Consider the following 17072-nt stretch of genomic DNA (forward strand, 5'->3'; position numbering starts at 1 on the left):
CGGTTGCAAGCCCGTCGAATCGTACGGGATGGATCAGCCCTGCTGTTGCTGGGCCATCAGTTCGTCGAACGAAACCGACTTGTCGCTGACCTGCGCCTTGCCCAGCACGAAGTCGGTGACGTTGTTCTCGATGACCACGGATTCGACCTCGGCCAGGCGGTTGTTGTCGCTGAAGTACCAGCGAACGACGTCCTGCGGCTTCTCGTAGCTGGCAGCCAGTTCATCGACGTGGGCCTTGATCTGCTCGGGCTTGGCGTGCAGGTTGTTGACACGCACCAGTTCGCCGACCACCAGGCCGAGGCGCACGCGGCGCTCGGCCTGTGCCTGGAAGATCTCTTCGGGAATCGGCGCCTTGTCGGCGTCCTTGATGCCACGCTGCTTGAGTTCGGCGCGGGCGCCTTCGACCATGCGCTGGACTTCCTGCTGCACGCTGGCCTTCGGCAGGTCGAGCTCTGCGTTGGCGATCAGCGCGTCCATCACGGCGGTCTTGTTCCGGGACAGCAGGCGGAACTTCACTTCGCGCTCGAGGTTGCGCTTGATGTCGGCGCGCAGGCCCTCGACCGTGGCTTCGGCAATGCCGAGCGACTTGGCGAGTTGTTCGTTGACTTCGGGCAGGTGCGTCGACTCGATCTTCTTCACGGTGACCATGAAGTCGGCTTGCTTGCCGGCCACATCCTTGCCGTGGTAGTCGGCCGGGAACGACAGCGGGAAGGTACGGCTGTCGCCGTTCTTCAGGCCACGCACGGCGTCTTCGAATTCCTTGAGCATCTGGCCTTCGCCGATGACGAACTGGAAGTCTTCGGCCTTGCCACCCTGGAAGGGCTCGCCGTCGATCTTGCCTTCGAAGTCGACCGTCACGCGGTCGGTATCTTGCGCTGCAGCATCCAGCGCGCGTTGGGCGAAGGTACGGCGTTGCTTGCGCAGGATGTCGAGGGTCTTGTCGATGGCTTCGTCGCTGACTTCGGCGGTCAGGCGCTCGACCTGGGCGGTGGACAGGTCGTTGATCTTGACCTCGGGGAACACTTCGAAGACGGCGTCGAAAGCCAGTTGGCCTTCGGGCGCTTCTTCCTTTTCGGTGATGCGGGGCTGGCCGGCGACGCGCAGCTTGGCTTCGTTGGCGGCTTGCGAGAAGGCTTCGCCGACCTTGTCGTTCATGACTTCGTAGTGCACCGAGTAGCCATAGCGCTGGGCCACGACGTTCATCGGCACCTTGCCTGGACGGAAGCCGTCCATCTTCACGGTGCGCGCGAGCTTCTTGAGACGCGAATCGACTTCGTTCTGGATGGTGCCGACCGGCAGGGTCAGCGTGATCTTGCGCTCGAGTTTCTCGAGAGTCTCTACAGTCACGGTCATTTTTTGTTCCTCAAAAGTGAATCTGGAGCTGGTGCGCGGGGCCGGACTCGAACCGGCACGTTCTTGCGAACGTCAGGACCTAAACCTGGTGCGTCTACCAATTTCGCCACCCGCGCGTCTCTGGTGAATGGATGCAAAAAGCGGTTGGCTCCTAGAGGGAAGCGCAAGGCAGCCAGCCGCTTGAAATCGGTCAACCGTGTATTCTAAACCGGGGCCGGGGCCCGTTCGAAGCGGGCACTTCGCCATTGCTCGGGCACTTCGCACACGGCAGGGTGGTGTTGGGCGACTGCCAGCCCCGTGGCGATGCGCGCGCCGATCGGCACGCACAACAAATCGAACGACCAGGATCGGCACGCCAGGTCAGTTCCGTTGCCCCATCTCCACCAGCCGATTGCCTGGCAACTCGAAATAATCCGACGCCCTGCCCGCGTTGCGCTGCAGCCAGCTGAACAGCACCTGCCGCACGCGGTTCATGCCCGGCAGCTGCCCGGCCGTGACCGATGCGCGCGAGGTGAAGTACGAGGTGCTCATCGTCTCGCAGGCCAGCCCTTGCTGGTACGCGAAGATGCGGATGAATTCCGGCACGTCCGGCCGCTCCATGAAGCCGTGCCGCGCAATGACCGACCACACGCCGTGGCCGAGGCTGCGCGCCGAGATCCTGTGCACCGCATCGACGCGAGGCGTGGGATTGGACTGCACCACGAGCACGATCACCTGGTTGTGCAGCACCTGGTTGTGCTTGAGGTTGTGCAGCAGTGCATGCGGCACCGAATACGCGTCGCGGTTGAGGAAAACCGCCGTGCCGCTCACACGGTGCGGCATGTGTCCTGCCAGCGATTCGACGAAGGGCTCGAGCGGCAACTGATGGGCCTCTGCCGCTTGCAGGCCAAGCCGCCGGCCCTTGGCCCAGGTCGTGAAAATCACCATCATGACGACGGCCACGGCCAGGGTGAGCCATCCGCCCTGCGCCACCTTGAGGCTGTTGGCGACCACGAACGTCAGGTCGATCCCCGCAAATACCACGACGCCAAGCACCACGGCGACGCGGTTCCAGCGCCACAGCTTGTAGGCCACCACGCCCGCGAGCAAGGTGGTCGTCACCATCGTGATCGACACCGCGATGCCATACGCCGCCGACAGCGCGCTGGAACTGCCGAAGCCCACCACCAGCAACAGCACACCGACCATCAGCGACCAGTTGATGGCGGGTACATAGATCTGCCCGATGGCCGCGCCGGAGGTCTGGACGATGCGCATGCGCGGCAGGTAGCCCATGCGCATGGCCTGTGCGGTGAGCGAGAAGGCACCCGAGATCACCGCCTGCGAGGCAATCACCGTGGCAAAGGCGGCCAGGAACACCATCGGAAGCACGGCCCACGACGGATACATGCGAAAGAACGGGTTGTCGATGGCGGCCGGGTTGCCCAACACCAGCGCGCCCTGTCCGAAATAGTTGAGCACCAGACCCGGCATTGCAATGAAAAGCCAGGCGAAGCGGATCGGCCTGGCACCGAAGTGCCCCATGTCGGCATAGAGCGCCTCGCCGCCGGTAAAGGCCAGGAAAACCGCCCCGAGCACCGACAGCGCCTGCGCCCGGTGCGCCAGCATGAAGCCGAGGGCGCGGGAAGGGTCCAGCGCGACCAGCACCTGCGGCTGCTTCAACACCTGCGTCAAGCCCGCCGCGCCCAGCACGACGAACCACAAAAGCATGACCGGCCCGAAGACCTTGCCGACCACGTGCGTGCCGTGGCGCTGCACGGCAAACAGCGCGACCAGGATCGCCATGGTGATCGGGATGACGAATGGCCTCAGCGCGTGCGCCTCCACCTCCAGCCCCTCGACGGCCGACAGCACCGAAATGGCCGGCGTGATCAGGCTGTCGCCGTAGAACATCGCGGCGCCCACGAGCCCGAGCAGACCCAGGATTTGCCACATCCATGCCGGCGCGTGCGCCCCCTCCACCGCACGCCGCGCCAGTGCCTGCAGAGCCAGGATGCCACCCTCGCCGTCGTAGTCGGCGCGCAGCACGAACATCACGTACTTGAGCGTCACGACCACCATCAGGCCCCAGAAGATGAGCGACAGCAGTCCCAGCACGGCATCGGGCGCGAAAGCCACCCCATGCTCCGGATTCAGCGTTTCCTTGAAGGCGTAGAGCGGCGAGGTGCCGATGTCGCCGAAGACTACGCCCAGCGCTGCCACCACCACGGCCGCCCGGCCGGTGGCATGCGACTCGGCGCCGGTATGGGAATGAGACGCGGGGGTGGTGGAGGTCATGATGTGCGCACCATCGTACAGCCGTGCCCGACAATGCGGCGCGTGTCTGAACATTACGAAAACTTTCCGGTCGCCTCCCTGCTCTGCCCGCCACGGCTGCGGCCGCCGATCACGGCCATCTACAACTTTGCGCGCACGGCCGACGACATCGCCGACGAAGGCGACCTGTCGCCTGACGAACGCCTGACCCAATTGAAGGCGTATCGTGCCGACCTCCGGGCCGTGGCGCGCAATGGCCGGGTTTCGACGCGCTGGCCGGCGGTATTCGGCGCGCTGGCCGTGGCAATGCGCGACTTCTCCCTGCCGGAGCCCTTGCTGGCCGCGCTGCTGTCGGCCTTCACGCAAGACATCGAGAAGACGCGCGACGGCACCGACTACATCGATCGCGCCGCCTTGCTCGACTACTGCAGCCGGTCGGCCAACCCGATTGGCCGGCTGATGCTGCACCTCTACGACATCGACGACGCCACTGCGCTGGTGCAGAGCGATGCCATCTGCACTTCGCTGCAACTCATCAACTTCTGGCAGGACCCGAGCGTCGACTTGCCGCGCGGCCGCTTCTACTTTCCGCTGGCCGACTGCAAGACATTCCGGATAAAGCCGGGCAAGCTCAAATCCCTGGGGACGGATTCCGCGACCGCACCGCCGAAATCAGCACTCAACCTGATCGCAGCCGAAGTCGAATGGGCTCGCGAACTCATGGCGCAAGGCGCGCCGCTGGTCCACCGCGTGCCGGGCCGCATGGGATGGGAACTGCGCCTGGTGGTGCAAGGCGGCCTGCGCATCCTCGACAAGATCGAGGCGCTGGGCTTCGACACGCTGCGCCATCGCCCCACCGTCGGCGCCACCGACGCACCGCTGCTCGCGTGGCGCGCCCTGCGCATGTAAGCCGCTCGCGTCGTCGACAATTGCGGCCCATGATTTCGCACGCACGATGACCACGCCCGAGCAATACGTCCAGCAAAAAGCCGCCGCATCGGGCAGCAGCTTCTACTACGCCTTTCTGTTCCTGCCCAAGCCGCGCCGCGCGGCGATCACGGCCTTCTATGCCTTCTGCCGCGAGGTGGACGACGTGGTCGACGAGGTGCGCGACCCCGGCGTCGCGGCCACCAAGCTCGCCTGGTGGCGCACCGAGGTCGCGCAGGCATTCGCCGGCAAGCCGACCCATCCGGTGATGAAGGCGCTGATGCCTTGCACCGCCGAATTCGGCATCGAGGCAATGCAGTTGCAGCAGGTCATCGATGGCTGCCAGATGGACCTGGAACAGACGCGCTACCTCGCGTTTCCCAACCTGGCGCAGTACTGCCACCTGGTGGCCGGGGTGGTCGGCGAAGTGGCGGCGCGCATCTTCGGCCAGACCGACGCCCGCACCACCGAGTACGCGCACAAGCTCGGCCTGGCGCTGCAGTTGACCAACATCATTCGCGATGTCGGCGAGGACGCGATGCGTGGCCGCATCTACCTGCCTGTGAATGAACTTCAGAAGTTCGATGTGAAGGCGCACGAGTTGCTGAACCGCGTGTACTCCGATCGCTTCGTCGCGCTGATGAAGTTCCAGGCCGCGCGTGCCCATGCGGCGTACGACGAGGCGCTGACGCTGCTGCCGGCTGCCGACCTTCGCGCACAAAAGCCGGGGCTGATGATGGCCAGCATCTATCGCACGCTGCTGCGGGAGATCGAGAGCGACGACTTCCAGGTGCTGAACCAGCGCGTGAGCCTGACGCCGGTGCGCAAGTTGTGGCTGGCGTGGCGCGTGCAGGCCCTGGGGCGGGTGTGACGGGAGCAGCCCGGCAGGAGTGCCGGCGCCTGCCATGAAGCGCATCGCCATCATCGGTGCCGGCTGGGCCGGCCTTGCCGCCGCCGTCGAAGCAACGCACGCGGGCCACGGCGTCACTGTCTTCGAGGCCTCGCGCCAACTCGGTGGTCGTGCGCGCGCGGTGAGCGCGACCAGGTCCGACGGCACACCGATCACGCTCGACAGCGGCCAGCACATCATGATCGGCGCCTATGCACAGACCCTGCGGCTGATGCGCCAGGTGGGCATCGATGTCGACGACGCGCTGCTGCGCACGCCGCTGGCACTGGTGTTCCCCGATGGCAACGGCCTGCGCTTGCCAGCGTTGCCGGCGCCACTCGATGCATTCGTCGGCATCCTGGGTGCGCGCGGCTGGTCGTGGCGCGACAAGCTCGCGTTGCTGCGCGTCGCCATCGGCTGGCAGCGTGCGGGCTTTACCTGCGATGCAACCCGGTCCGTTGCGGACCTGTGCGCCGCCCTCACGCACCGCGTACGCGACGAGATGATCGATCCGCTTTGCGTGTCCGCGCTCAACACGCCCGCGCCGGAGGCCAGTGGACAGGTCTTCCTGCGCGTATTGCGCGATGCAATGTTCGGCGTGAGCGGCGGCTCGAACTTGCTGCTGCCGCGACATGACTTGGGCGCGTTGTTCCCCGAGGCTGCGAGCCGCTGGGTCTGCAATCGCGGCGGCCGCATCGAAATTGGCCATCGTGTGCAGGCCGTCGTGCCGGCGACGCCCGGTTGGCATGTCGACGGCGAAGCTTTTGACGCGGTATTGCTCGCCTGTCCGCCGGCGGAAGCCGCACGGCTCGTCGAAGGCAGCAGCGCCGGCACCGGCACCGGCACCGGCACCGGCGCATGGTGCGCGCAAGCCCGCGCGCTGCGCTTCGAGGCCATCACGACGGTCTATCTCGAAGGCGGACACCGCCTTCCGGAACCCATGCTCGCGCTGCGATCGACGCCGGATGCGCCCGCACAGTTCGCATTCGACCGCTCGCAACTCTGCGGCGATGAAGGCGTGTGGGCCATGGTGGTCAGCGCCAGCGGCACCGAGCGCGCAATGCTGGAGTCCCAGGTGTGCGCTCAGGCCACAGGGCAACTGGGCTGCGCAGATCCGCGCGTGCTGCAGACCGTCGTCGACAAGCGCGCGACCTTTGCTTGCCTGCCCGGACTGCAGCGCCCGTCGATGGCGATCGCACCGGGCTTGCGTGCTTGCGGGGACTACGTGGAAGGGCCCTACCCCGCGACGCTGGAAGGTGCCGTGCTTTCCGCGATGGCCGCTGCCTCGGCTTCCTGAGTCTTCAGGCCGGCGCGGTCCGCACACCCGCGCCAAGCGCGTCGCACAGTGCATGCAGATTGGGCACGATCAGGTGCGGATGCATCCCGTGCGCCCATGGCCGCTCCTCGCGCACCAGCCAGGCCGCCTGCATGCCGGCGTTGAGCGCGCCGACCACGTCGAGTTCCGCGTCGTCGCCGACGTGCAGCACATCGCGCGGCAACAGTCCGATCGATGCGGCTGCCGCGCGAAAAATCGGTGCCTGCGGCTTGCCGCTGCCAAATGAACGCGCGCTGAATGCGGTGCGAAACCACCTGCCCACCCCGGTGCGATGAATGTCGGCATTGCCGTTGGAAATGGCCACGAGCGGATAGCGCTCGCTGAGCCATCGCAGCGCGGGCAGCGCATCGTCGTAGAGTTTGACTTTCTGGCGCGCGGCGAAGAAGACCTCGAACGCCGGCTCGGCCAGCGCCGGGTCCTCGCCAGCACGACGGAGCGCGGCGCGGATGGACTCCAGCCGCAGCGCGCCCAGGTCGTGGGCCAGGTCGGAGCGCTCCTTGGCGGTGGCCTCCCGCAGCTCCTGCAGCACGCCGGGGGTGACCAGCATGGCGGCAGTGCGCGGCGCTTCGGCCTCCATCCACTGATGCAGCATGCGCTCGGCGTATTCGATGGTGGGCCAGATCGGCCAGAGGGTGTCGTCGAGGTCGAGGGTGATGCCGGCAATGCGTTTCACGTCGAGAGGCGGGGCCAGGGTCGCGGAGGTCATGCGCCAGAATACCGCATGCTTTTTCGCCCCGAACCGCCTGCAGTTTTTCCTGCCGATGAGCGCACTGCCGTGCTCTGGTGCAACCTTGGCTCGCCCGACGAGCCGACAGCCCGCGCAGTGCGCATCTATCTCGCCGATTTCCTGAGCGACCCGCGCGTGGTCGAGATTCCAAAGCTCGTGTGGTCGCTGATCCTGCACGGCATCATCCTGCGCACGCGGCCGGCGAAGTCGGCCGCCAAGTACGCGAGCGTGTGGACGCCCGACGGCTCGCCGTTGAAGACGTGGACGCGCAAGCAAGCCGTGATGCTGAGCGGCTGGCTTGGCGAACGCGGCCATCGCGTGACGGTGCGCGAGGCGATGCGCTATGCAAACCCGTCGATCGCGTCGCAACTGGATGCCCTCAAGGCCGAAGGCGTGACCCGCGTGCTGGTGTTGCAGGCCTACCCGCAATATTCGGCGACCACGACGGCCAGCATGATCGACGCGGTCAATGACTGGAGCCGCAGGGTGCGCCGCCTGCCCGAGTTCCGCTTCGTCAACCAGTACCACGACGATCCGCACTACATCGACGCGCTAGCTGCCAGCGTGATGGCGCACTGGAAGCATCACGGCCGGCCCGACCAGTTGGTGATGAGTTTTCACGGCATTCCGGCGCGCAACGTGCAGTTGGGGGACCCGTATCAGGCGCAATGCCTGGAGACCGCGCGCTTGTTGGCCGAGCGACTGCAGTTGCCGATTGACCGCTATCGCGTGACTTTTCAATCGCGCTTCGGCCGCGCCAAGTGGCTGGAGCCGTACACCGAGCCGACGCTGCGCGCACTCGGCGCGGCGGGCGCGGCGCGCGTCGATGTGATGTGCCCCGGTTTTCCGGCGGATTGCCTGGAGACGCTGGAAGAGATCGCGATGGAAGGGCGCGATGCGTTCCTGCACGCGGGCGGCAAGGAGTTTCACTACATCCCTGCGCTGAACGATGGCAACGCATGGATCACGGCGCTCTGCGGCATTGCGGAGCGCCATTTGAGCGGCTGGAAAACGAGATAGCCACCCGCGAGGCGCCCGCGCGCCTCCCCTTCAAGAGGGCGATACCAGCGGGCCGGCGAAGCCGGTTCCGCGGTTTCCCTGGGATCTAACGGCGATGCTACGGGTTTACCCTGTAATGAAAAGATCTACGCCGAAAGACAGACGGCGCCCTGCACCGTCCGGCACATTGACCGCTCCCGGCGCGGACGCCATCCTGATCGGCATGAAAACCTTCTTCCGGGTCGTCACCACGGCGCTGTCGTTGACCGCGTGCATCGTCGCGCTGGGCGCAGTCGCGACGCTGCTGTATGACGCGGTCGCCGGCAGACGGGGCGACTACGGCATCTTCGGCATCTTGATGCTGACCGGACTGCTGGTCGGCCAGTGCCGCATCCTGTGGATCCTGGTGCATCCGGACAACGGGCCGGAGAGCGAGCCGCAGGCCCCTTTCGGGCCCGTGACGAGTCATGCTCAGGTCAGCGCCCAGGTCCGGGCTCCGGCCCGGCCTCAGGCCCGGCCGAGGTAGTCGCGCTTGCCGATCGGCACGCCGTTGTGGCGGAGGATGTCGTAGGCGGTCGTGACGTGGAAGAAGAAGTTCGGGATCGCAAAGTGCAGCAGGTAGCCGAGGCCGGCAAAGTTCAGTTCGGTCGGGCCGGCCTTGAAGCTGACCGCGCGTTCCTCGCTGGCGGCAAAGGTCTCGCGCGCCAGGCCCTGAAGCCATTCGCGCGTCTTCGCGATGCGGGCTTGCAGTTCCTCGAAAGTTGATTCGTTGTCTTCGTAGCTCGGCGCGGCGATGCCGGTCAGGCGTGCTGCGGCGAGCTTGGCGGTGTCGCTGGCAATCTGCACTTGCTTCGACAGCGGCAGCATGTCCGGAGCCAGCCGCGCCTCCACCAATGTGGCCGGATCGATGCCGTTGGCCTTGGCATGCTCCAGGCCTTTGTCGAGCAGATGCGAAAGCTGGTTCAGGTTGTGCAGGAAGACGGTGACAGATGCGTCGTACATCGAGATAAGCATGACAGGGTCTCTCAGGTAGTTTTGAAGGGCGCGCGATTGTGGCGCCAATTTTCTCAGGCAGCCGCGCGGATGAATGCCTCGATGGGGTCCAGATGCGCCGGCACGTTGAGTGCGGGTGCGTGGCCGCAGCCCGGTACCTCGATCACCCGCAGCCTTCCGCGCGCACCGGGGCCGCGACCATGCATGGCGGTGATGGTCTCCGGCCGCACCAGGTCGGAGTCGACGCCGCGCAGGGCCAGCATCGGCGCTTCGATGGCGTCGTAATGTGCCCAGATCAGATAGTCGTCGGGGTGCGCAATGAACTGCCGCACCATGGCCGGGTCGTAGTGCGGCGTGACGCGGCCGTCGGCCAGGCGGCGCGTGGATGTCTCGGTGAGACGGCGCCATTGCGCGTCGCTGAGCCAGCCATAGGGCTTGTAGACCGTGCGGAAGAAAGCTTCGAGTTCGAGCACGCTGTCGAAGGCGGGCGGGCTGCCGGCATAGGAGCGGATGCGCTCGATGGCCGAAGCCGCGACTTCCGGCGCGGTGTCGTTGATGACCAGGCTCCTGATCCGCTGCTTCATGCGCGGCTGCGCCAGGCCCGACGCGCAGACCATGCCGATCGCGCCGCCCATCGACGTACCGACCCAGTGGACACGCTCCAGATTCAGCGTCTCGCAGAAGGCATCGGCGAGCTGCGCATAGAACGAGAGCTGGTATTCGTCGTCCGGCGCACGGCTCCACTGGCTCAGGCCGCGGCCGATGGTGTCGGGGCACAGCACGCGGAAGCCGCGTTCGGCGAAATGCTGCGCAAGGTCGTCCATGTCGCGGCAGGTGCGCGCGAGCCCGTGCCAGGCGATGATGACCTCGCCATTGCGCGGCCCCCAGTCCATGAAGTGGATCTCGCGGCCGACGAACTGGACGTAGTGGGAGGAAGGTGCGTTCATCGCGATGCCCGTGTGCGAAGCCGGCCGACGACGCCGGTCGGGAAATAGTAGACAGAGAGCACGTACAGCACGCCGACCCACAGCAGCCAGCGGTCCGGCGACAGCAAGACCGACAGCCACGGCAGGTCGCTCGCGGCCGCGCTGCCGAGCTTCAGCAGGTCCTGCAGGTAGCTCTGCGCCACCACGAACAAGGTGGCGCCGACGACCGAGCCGTAGACGGTACCCATGCCGCCGATCACGACGATCAACAGCACGTCGACCATGATCTCGAAGCTCAGCGAAGTATCCGGACCGTTGTATCGAAGCCAGATTGCGAGCATCGCGCCGGCCAGCGTGGCGAACAGGGCCGAAAGCACCGCCGCCGTGGTGCGATACACGACCACGCGATAGCCGATGGCCTCGGCGCGGAATTCGTTCTCGCGGATGGCCTGCAACACGCGGCCGAAGGGCGAGTTGACGATGCGCAGCAGCGCCAGCACCAGCACCACCGCCGCGACGAACAGCATGTAGTAGCAAAGCAGGCGTCCGTCCAGCGAGACGCCCAGGAACGGCTCCTCCGAGAACTCGAAGCTTGGCGAGATCAGTTCGGGCAGCTTGAATGTCAGGCCGTCTTCGCCGCCGGTGAAGTCCGAGAGCTGCGAGGCCAGGGTCTGGAACGCGGAGGCCACGGCCAGCGTGATCATCGCGAAGAAGATGGCCCGGACGCGCAGGGAGAACAAGCCGACGGCGAACGACAACACGAGCGACACGGCGAGCGATGCGCCAAGCCCGACCGCCATCGCCTCCCAGCCCGCGCCGAGCCGCGTCGCCGAGATCGCGATGCCGTACGCACCGATGCCGAAGAACATCGTGTGGGCAAAGCTCACGATGCCGGTGTAGCCCAGCAGCAAGTCGAAGCTTGCCACGAGCACGATGAAGACCAGCACCTTGGCGGCCACGCTGAGCGCCTTGACGCCGGGGAAGATGAACGGCGCGAAGGCCAGGCCGAGCACCACCGCAATCAGCAACGCGGCCAGCACGCGGCTGCGCGGCGTGTCGTCGGAAAGAAGTCTTTTCAGCATCATCTGCTGCTCACCGGATACACGCCCTGCGGACGCCACAACAGGATGCCCACCATCAGCAGGATGTTGGAGAAAAGCGCCAGCTTGGGCAGCAGGAAGCCGCTGTAGTTGGCCATCAGGCCGACGAGCAGCGCACCGATGAGCGCACCGCCGGTCGAGCCCAGGCCGCCGATGATGATGACGATGAACAGCAGCACGTTCACCTGCGCGCCGATCTGCGGCACCACGCTCTGCTGGAACAGCCCCCACATCACGCCGCCCAGGCCGGCCAGGGCGCTGCCGATTGCGAAGATGCCGATGAACAGGCGCCGGATGCGATAGCCGAGCGACTCGACCATCTCGCGGTCTTGCACGCCGGCACGGATCAGCAGGCCGACCTTGGTACGCGACAGCGTCCAGGCCAGCCCCGCGAACACGACGATGCCGACGGCCACCGCGAACAGCCGGTACTTCTCTATGGGAGCGCCGAGCCAGAACACCGTGCCCGACATCGCGGTGGGCGGCAGCAGCGGCAACTGCGCCGGCCCCCATATCACCTTGATCAGTTCCTCGCCGATGATCACGCCGCCCACCGTGATGAGTATCTGCTTCAGGTGCTGGCCGTACACGGGCCGCACGATGAAGCGCTCGAACAACACGCCCAGCGCGCCGGCCGCCAGCATCGCGATCAGCAGCGCCGGCACGAGCGCCATCAGGTTGCGCGCGAGCGAATCCGCCGTGGCCCAGTCGCTCATGCCGCCAAGCACCGTGGTCGCCAGGTACGCGCCGAATGCGATGAACACGCCGTGGCCGAAATTCAGCACGTCCATCAGCCCGAAGACGAGCGTCAGGCCCGACGCGATGATGAAGATGATCATGCCCATCGCAAGCCCCGCGATGGTGAGCGTGAGCCAGGTCGAGAACGAGCCCGTGAACACCAGCGCGATGAGCGCAAGCCCCGGCACCAGCAGCAGTGGCTTCCAGTCGAAGTCGAATTTCATGATGCCCCCACGCTTGCCATTTCATGTGCCGCGCTGCCCCCCGCGGGGGTGCGAGCTTGCTTGGGGCGGCCCGGCACTGCGCTCATAGCGCCAGTCCGAGCAGCGATTGCTGTAATTCCGCATCGGCCGAGAACGTCGCCATGCTCCCGCTGTGCACGACGCGGCCGTTGTCCATCACGGCCACCGTGTCGCCAAGGCGCTGCGCGAAGTTGATGTTCTGCTCCACCAGCAGGATCGTCACGCCGCTGCGCTTGAGCTCGCCGAACGCATCGATCATGTTGTTGATGATCGCCGGCGCGAGCCCCTTGCTCGGCTCGTCGACGATGAGCAGCTCGCGCGGCTCGACGATCGCGCGCGACACGGCGAGCATCTGCTTCTGCCCGCCCGACAGCTTGCCGGCCGGGTGATTCCAGAACTTCTCGACCGCGGGGAAGAGCTTGAAGATCCACTTCAGCCGCGTGTCGTCCATCTGCGCGGCGTTCTTCGCCGAGCGCGCGGCAAGCAGCATGTTCTCTTTCACCGTGAGGTCGGAAAAGATGCCCATGTTCTCGGGCACGTAGGCGATGTTCAGCGCGGCGATCTGCGGCGTCTGCATCGCGGTGATGTCCTTGCCGCCGAAGCGCACGCTGCCCTGCGACGCGTGCCACAGCCCCATGATGGTTCGCAGCGTGGTCGTCTTGCCGGCACCGTTGCGGCCGAGCAGCATCGTGAGCTGGCCCTTCGGAATCGCCAGGTCAACCCCGTGCAGGATGTGATACGCACCGATGTGCGTGTGCACGCCGCTCAGTTCGAGCAGGTTCATGCAGCCTCCTTCGAAATGCCCAGATAGGCCTCTTGCACCACCGGCGAGGCAATCACCTCGGCCGGCTCGCCGTCGGCTACCAGCGTGCCGTTGTGCAGCACGATGATGCGGTCGGCCAGTTCTCGCACCACGTCCATCTTGTGTTCCACGAGCAGGATGGTCTTGGTCTTGTCTTTTTTCAGTTGGCGGATCAGGTCGAGGATGACTGGCGCCTCGGCCGCGTTCATGCCGGCCGTGGGTTCGTCGAACATGAAGACCTTGGGTTCGAGCGCCATCAGCAAGGCGACTTCGAGCTTGCGCTGGTCGCCGTGCGGCAGGCTTGCGACGGTCGCGTGTTCCCTGGCCTTCAGGTTGATCTGCGCGAGCAATTCGTCGGCACGCGCGGTCAGTGCCTTGTGGTCGCTCCAGATGCTCCAGAGATTGAGCCCGCGCTTGTGCGCGCCCTCCTGCGTGGCCTGCACGGCCAGGCGCACGTTCTCGAGCACCGTGAGGTTGGGAAACAGGTTGGTGAGCTGGAACGCCCGTCCCAGTCCCGCGTGCGTGCGCGCCGACGGGGACATGCCCGACAGCGATTTGCCGTCGAGCGACACCGTGCCCGCGCTGGCCTTGAGCTGGCCCGAGATCAGGTTGAAGTACGTGGTCTTGCCCGCGCCGTTCGGGCCGACGATCGCGGTCAGCGTGCCGGGTGCGAAGGCGCACGAGACGGCATTGACGGCCACATGGCCGCCGAAGCGAATGGTCAGGTCTTTGGTTTCGAGCATCGGGAGTTTTCTGGCTCCCTCTCCCCTTGTTGGGGAGAGGGTTGGGGTGCGTGCGTCAGGCGGAGGCAGCCACTCACCCTGCCCTCTCCCCAGCGGGGAGAGGGAAAGGCATCAACGCTTGTTGCGGATGGGGATGTTCATTTCCTCAGGCTTGATCTCATGCACCAACTCCGGCACGCCCCACGCGAACGCCGGATCGACCTTGATCTTGAAGTGGTACATCGACTGCATGGCCTGGTGGTCTTCCTTGCGGAAGGTCATCTTGCCCTTGGGCGTCTCGAAGCTCATGCCTTCCATGGTCGAGATGAGCTTGTTGGTGCTGGTGTCGCCACCGGTCTTCTTGAGCGCAGTGACGATGGCCGTCGCTGCCGCGAAGCCGCCCGCGGTGAAGAAGTCCGGCGGTGCCTTGTATTTCTTGTAGTGGTTGGACACGAGCCACTCGTTGACCGGATTCTTCGGGATGCCGAAGTAGTAGTAGATCGAGCCTTCCATGCCCGGGAACGGCTTGTAGTTGACCAGCGCCGGCAGGATGTTGCCGCCGCCCGCGATCTCGATGCCGCCGCTCTTCAGGCCCAGGTCCGACACCTTGAACGGATTGGCCGCGCCGGCCCAGACGATGTAGACCACCTTGCGGCCGGACTGGCCCTTGAACTTGTCGAGGATGCGCTGCGCGGCGGCGGTGAAATCGGTGGTGGCCGGCGGGAGGTATTCCTCGCCCACCACCTTGGCCTTCTTGAGCGACTCCTTGAACGCGGTCATGCCGTCGCGGCCGAAGGCGTTGTCCTGCGCCAGCAGCACGATCGACGTGCCGTCCTTGTCTTGCGCGACCGCGTTGCTGATCGCGTCCTGCGAGCTGTTGCGCGCGGTGCGGAAGATGTACTTGTTCCACTTGTCGCCGGTGATGGAGTCGGCCACGGCGGGCTCGACCACGAGCAGCTTCTTGTACTCCTCTGCCACCGGCAGCATCGCCAGCGCGGCGCCGGACGACGATGTGCCGACGGCGAGATCGGCCTTGTCGTCGCTGTAGGCCGCCGAGAGCAGCGACTTGGCGACGTCGGGCTTGCCCTGGTCGTCCTTCTCCAGCACGACGAGCTTGCGGCCATTGACCATCATCGTGCCCTCGGTCGCGTACTCCAGGCCCAGGTTGAAGCCGATCGCGGTCTGCTTGCCGTAAGCCTCCAGCGGCCCGGTGTTGCTGTAGATGTGTGCGATGCGGATGTCCTTGCCCGATTGGGCGAGTGCCGGGGCGGAAGCTGCAAGGGCGCTGAGCGCGGCGATCGCGACGAGGCTGCGACGATTCATGGATCAAAGTCTCCTGGTTGGAATGGCTGAATATTGCACAGTTCATGCCAGGTGGGAGATGCTTGATTACATGGGGTTTTCTCTGTGAATCACGGGAATCGGCTACGTCACAGACAACTATTTCGACCAATTTTCAGACAACTGTCTGATTGACGATCAGGGTTTTCCAGCGCCACGCATCGGCACGCTTCACTGCGGATCGTCGCTGCTCAACCGGCTGTACAGGGTGGCGCGCGAGATGCCCAGCAGACGAGAAGCGGCGAGCTTGTTGCCTCCGGTCGACGCCATGGCGGCATCGATTGCCCGACGCTCCAGTTCCTCGATCTGCTGCGCCAACGGGCGCAAGAGCGCGACGGCGTCTGCGCCCGTCTCCGCTGGCGCCATCGGTTCGGGCGCGGCGATCTTCTCGAGCCCGGTCTCGGCCAGCACGCGCTTGACCTCTTCCGCATCGATGCGCTGCTTGTCGCTGCGCATGCTGAGTTGCTCGAGCACGTTGCGCAATTCGCGCGTGTTGCCGCGCCAGTGCTGGGCGGCCAGCAAGGCGAGCGCGTCGGGCATCAGCTCGGGCGGGGCTTCGCCGCTGCGCTGCGCCATGTCTTCGCCCAACGCTTCTACCAGTGCCGGGATGTCGCTACGCCGCTCCCGCAATGGCGGCACGCGCAAGGGCAGCACGTTGAGACGGTAGTAGAGGTCTTCACGGAACCGCCCGTCGCGCACCAACCCCGCCAGGTCGCGCGAGGTCGCCGCGATCACGCGCGCATCGAAAGCGACGAGCCTGTTGGAACCGAGCGGCTCGATCTCGCCCTCCTGCAGCGCGCGCAGAAGCTTGGCCTGCAGGCTCATCGGCATATCGCCGATCTCGTCGAGGAACAGCGTGCCGCCGTCGGCCAGCTTGAATTTGCCGTCGCGCCCGCGACGGTCGGCGCCCGTAAAGGCGCCCGGCGCGAAACCGAAGAACTCGGCCTCCAGCAACGTGTCGGGAATGGCTGCGATGTTGAGACTGACGAACGGCCCGTTGGACCGCGCCGATGCGGTGTGGATCGCATGCGCCAGCAGTTCCTTGCCAGTGCCGGTCTCGCCGAGCAGCAGCACCGGACTCGACGACTGCGCCGCGCGCCGCGCATGCCGTTTCACATCCACCGCCGCGGGGCTGCTGCCGATGAAACTGGCAAAGGTGTACTTGGCGCGGCGCTGGCCGTCCGCTGGCTGCTTCAGCAGCGGGTTGGCCCGCTGCGTGGCCAGCTCGCGCCGCGCATCGTCCAGGTCGCGCTGCAGCATCGCGAACTTGCTGATGAGCGGCTGCAGCGTCGTCTCGGGATGGTCGAACAGCACGATGCCGATGGCGCCGATCACGTCGCCGAGCACATAGCCCTCGTCGCCTTCGCGCTCCTCGTGCAGCGGAATGCGGCTGACCACGAAGGTGCCGGCCTTGTTGGTCAGCAGGTCGATAAGGATCGGCTTGCCCGTTTCCAGCACCTGCCGCATTTGCGTATTGGGAATGACGTCCTCGACCATCTGCCCCATGAACTGGTCGATCGACGAAAACCCGAGCGCCGGCAGGAAGCGCTTGTAGCCTTCGTTGACCCACACGATGCGTCCGCTGCGGTCGACCAGGAACATGCCCTGGCTGATGCTGGAGAACAGATGGAACATCGAACGCGCCGCGAGCGCGTGGATGGCATTGGCGTCGAGGGGGAGCGTGGGCGTGGCAGGGGACGGCATGGCGCGGATCGTAGCGT

General features: G+C 65.8%; 16 protein-coding genes and 1 tRNA gene. 5 read left to right on the forward strand and 12 right to left on the reverse strand.

Going from position 1 to position 17072, the window contains the following annotated elements; all coding sequences use genetic code 11:
* Positions 1–33: 33 nt before the first annotated feature.
* From tig to WKW80_RS09375, 3 genes are all read right to left on the reverse strand, one after another.
* Entirely contained in the window at positions 34–1353 is a 1320-nt protein-coding gene (tig, locus tag WKW80_RS09365) for a trigger factor (protein WP_340363295.1), read from the reverse strand.
* Positions 1354–1382: 29 nt separating this feature from the next.
* Positions 1383–1469: transfer RNA gene (locus tag WKW80_RS09370), tRNA-Leu, on the reverse strand.
* A 244-nt stretch (positions 1470–1713) separates the two neighbouring features.
* Positions 1714–3630 (reverse strand): potassium transporter Kup, encoded by a 1917-nt coding sequence (locus tag WKW80_RS09375; protein WP_422822880.1) that lies wholly within the window; start codon positions 3628–3630, stop codon positions 1714–1716.
* A 33-nt stretch (positions 3631–3663) separates the two neighbouring features.
* On the opposite strand from WKW80_RS09375, the gene hpnC reads away from it, so the two are divergent.
* Genes hpnC through hpnE form a run of 3 tightly spaced genes read left to right on the forward strand, consistent with a single transcriptional unit; the run spans position 3664 to position 6722 of the window.
* Positions 3664–4518, forward strand: a complete 855-nt coding sequence (gene hpnC / locus WKW80_RS09380) for a squalene synthase HpnC (RefSeq protein ID WP_422822884.1) — start codon at positions 3664–3666, stop codon at positions 4516–4518.
* Positions 4519–4564: 46 nt separating this feature from the next.
* Positions 4565–5407, forward strand: coding sequence for a presqualene diphosphate synthase HpnD (gene hpnD, locus WKW80_RS09385; RefSeq protein ID WP_340363297.1), 843 nt, complete (start codon positions 4565–4567; stop codon positions 5405–5407).
* 34 nt (positions 5408–5441) lie between these two features.
* Entirely contained in the window at positions 5442–6722 is a 1281-nt protein-coding gene (gene hpnE, locus WKW80_RS09390) for a hydroxysqualene dehydroxylase HpnE (RefSeq protein WP_340363298.1), read from the forward strand.
* Positions 6723–6726: 4 nt separating this feature from the next.
* Here the strand turns inward: hpnE and WKW80_RS09395 are convergent, their stop codons facing one another.
* Entirely contained in the window at positions 6727–7467 is a 741-nt protein-coding gene (locus tag WKW80_RS09395) for an HAD family hydrolase (protein WP_340363299.1), read from the reverse strand.
* Positions 7468–7482: 15 nt separating this feature from the next.
* Here WKW80_RS09395 and hemH point away from each other — a divergent pair, with 15 nt between their 5' ends.
* Positions 7483–8508, forward strand: a complete 1026-nt coding sequence (gene hemH, locus WKW80_RS09400; RefSeq protein ID WP_340363300.1) for a ferrochelatase — start codon at positions 7483–7485, stop codon at positions 8506–8508.
* Between the two features lie 166 nt (positions 8509–8674).
* Positions 8675–9013: a hypothetical protein gene (locus tag WKW80_RS09405; protein ID WP_340363301.1), complete on the forward strand. Its 339-nt coding sequence runs from the start codon at positions 8675–8677 to the stop codon at positions 9011–9013.
* Here WKW80_RS09405 and WKW80_RS09410 read toward each other — a convergent pair.
* From WKW80_RS09410 to WKW80_RS09445, 8 genes are all read right to left on the reverse strand, one after another.
* Positions 8995–9501: a DUF1993 domain-containing protein gene (locus tag WKW80_RS09410; RefSeq protein WP_340363302.1), complete on the reverse strand. Its 507-nt coding sequence runs from the start codon at positions 9499–9501 to the stop codon at positions 8995–8997. The genes WKW80_RS09405 and WKW80_RS09410 overlap by 19 nt on opposite strands.
* Before the next feature lie 53 nt (positions 9502–9554).
* On the reverse strand, positions 9555–10427 hold the full coding sequence (locus WKW80_RS09415) for an alpha/beta fold hydrolase (RefSeq protein ID WP_340363303.1): 873 nt from the start codon (positions 10425–10427) through the stop codon (positions 9555–9557).
* A complete protein-coding gene (locus WKW80_RS09420) occupies positions 10424–11488 on the reverse strand; it encodes a branched-chain amino acid ABC transporter permease (RefSeq protein WP_340363304.1) in 1065 nt (354 codons plus the stop codon). Before WKW80_RS09420 ends, WKW80_RS09415 begins: the two co-directional genes overlap by 4 nt.
* Entirely contained in the window at positions 11488–12468 is a 981-nt protein-coding gene (locus tag WKW80_RS09425) for a branched-chain amino acid ABC transporter permease (RefSeq protein WP_340363305.1), read from the reverse strand. The genes WKW80_RS09420 and WKW80_RS09425 overlap by 1 nt, the downstream gene beginning before the upstream one ends.
* A gap of 82 nt (positions 12469–12550) precedes the next feature.
* On the reverse strand, positions 12551–13270 hold the full coding sequence (locus tag WKW80_RS09430; protein ID WP_340363306.1) for an ABC transporter ATP-binding protein: 720 nt from the start codon (positions 13268–13270) through the stop codon (positions 12551–12553).
* Positions 13267–14031 carry an ABC transporter ATP-binding protein gene (locus WKW80_RS09435; RefSeq protein ID WP_340363307.1) on the reverse strand — a complete coding sequence of 255 codons (765 nt, stop codon included), beginning with the start codon at positions 14029–14031 and terminating at the stop codon, positions 13267–13269. Before WKW80_RS09435 ends, WKW80_RS09430 begins: the two co-directional genes overlap by 4 nt.
* 111 nt (positions 14032–14142) lie before the next feature.
* Positions 14143–15333 carry a substrate-binding domain-containing protein gene (locus tag WKW80_RS09440; protein ID WP_340363308.1) on the reverse strand — a complete coding sequence of 397 codons (1191 nt, stop codon included), beginning with the start codon at positions 15331–15333 and terminating at the stop codon, positions 14143–14145.
* Positions 15334–15522: 189 nt separating this feature from the next.
* Positions 15523–17055 carry a sigma-54 interaction domain-containing protein gene (locus tag WKW80_RS09445; RefSeq protein ID WP_340363309.1) on the reverse strand — a complete coding sequence of 511 codons (1533 nt, stop codon included), beginning with the start codon at positions 17053–17055 and terminating at the stop codon, positions 15523–15525.
* Positions 17056–17072: the final 17 nt, after the last annotated feature.

Origin of the sequence: Variovorax humicola (assembly GCF_037889915.1) — a bacterium.
Classification (GTDB): Bacteria; Pseudomonadota; Gammaproteobacteria; order Burkholderiales; family Burkholderiaceae_C; genus Variovorax; species Variovorax humicola.

Excerpts from the sequence above, each read along its gene's own strand:
- WKW80_RS09435 (WP_340363307.1), bottom strand. The coding sequence starts at position 14,031 with ATGCTCGAAACCAAAGACCTGACCATTCGCTTCGGCGGCCATGTGGCC.
- hpnD (WP_340363297.1), top strand. The coding sequence starts at position 4,565 with ATGACCACGCCCGAGCAATACGTCCAGCAAAAAGCCGCCGCATCGGGC.
- WKW80_RS09430 (WP_340363306.1), bottom strand. The coding sequence starts at position 13,270 with ATGAACCTGCTCGAACTGAGCGGCGTGCACACGCACATCGGTGCGTAT.
- hpnC (WP_422822884.1), top strand. The coding sequence starts at position 3,664 with ATGCGGCGCGTGTCTGAACATTACGAAAACTTTCCGGTCGCCTCCCTG.
- WKW80_RS09395 (WP_340363299.1), bottom strand. The coding sequence starts at position 7,467 with ATGACCTCCGCGACCCTGGCCCCGCCTCTCGACGTGAAACGCATTGCC.
- hemH (WP_340363300.1), top strand. The coding sequence starts at position 7,483 with ATGCTTTTTCGCCCCGAACCGCCTGCAGTTTTTCCTGCCGATGAGCGC.
- WKW80_RS09415 (WP_340363303.1), bottom strand. The coding sequence starts at position 10,427 with ATGAACGCACCTTCCTCCCACTACGTCCAGTTCGTCGGCCGCGAGATC.
- tig (WP_340363295.1), bottom strand. The coding sequence starts at position 1,353 with ATGACCGTGACTGTAGAGACTCTCGAGAAACTCGAGCGCAAGATCACG.
- WKW80_RS09440 (WP_340363308.1), bottom strand. The coding sequence starts at position 15,333 with ATGAATCGTCGCAGCCTCGTCGCGATCGCCGCGCTCAGCGCCCTTGCA.
- WKW80_RS09425 (WP_340363305.1), bottom strand. The coding sequence starts at position 12,468 with ATGAAATTCGACTTCGACTGGAAGCCACTGCTGCTGGTGCCGGGGCTT.
- WKW80_RS09445 (WP_340363309.1), bottom strand. The coding sequence starts at position 17,055 with ATGCCGTCCCCTGCCACGCCCACGCTCCCCCTCGACGCCAATGCCATC.
- WKW80_RS09420 (WP_340363304.1), bottom strand. The coding sequence starts at position 11,488 with ATGCTGAAAAGACTTCTTTCCGACGACACGCCGCGCAGCCGCGTGCTG.
- hpnE (WP_340363298.1), top strand. The coding sequence starts at position 5,442 with ATGAAGCGCATCGCCATCATCGGTGCCGGCTGGGCCGGCCTTGCCGCC.
- WKW80_RS09410 (WP_340363302.1), bottom strand. The coding sequence starts at position 9,501 with ATGCTTATCTCGATGTACGACGCATCTGTCACCGTCTTCCTGCACAAC.
- WKW80_RS09375 (WP_422822880.1), bottom strand. The coding sequence starts at position 3,630 with ATGACCTCCACCACCCCCGCGTCTCATTCCCATACCGGCGCCGAGTCG.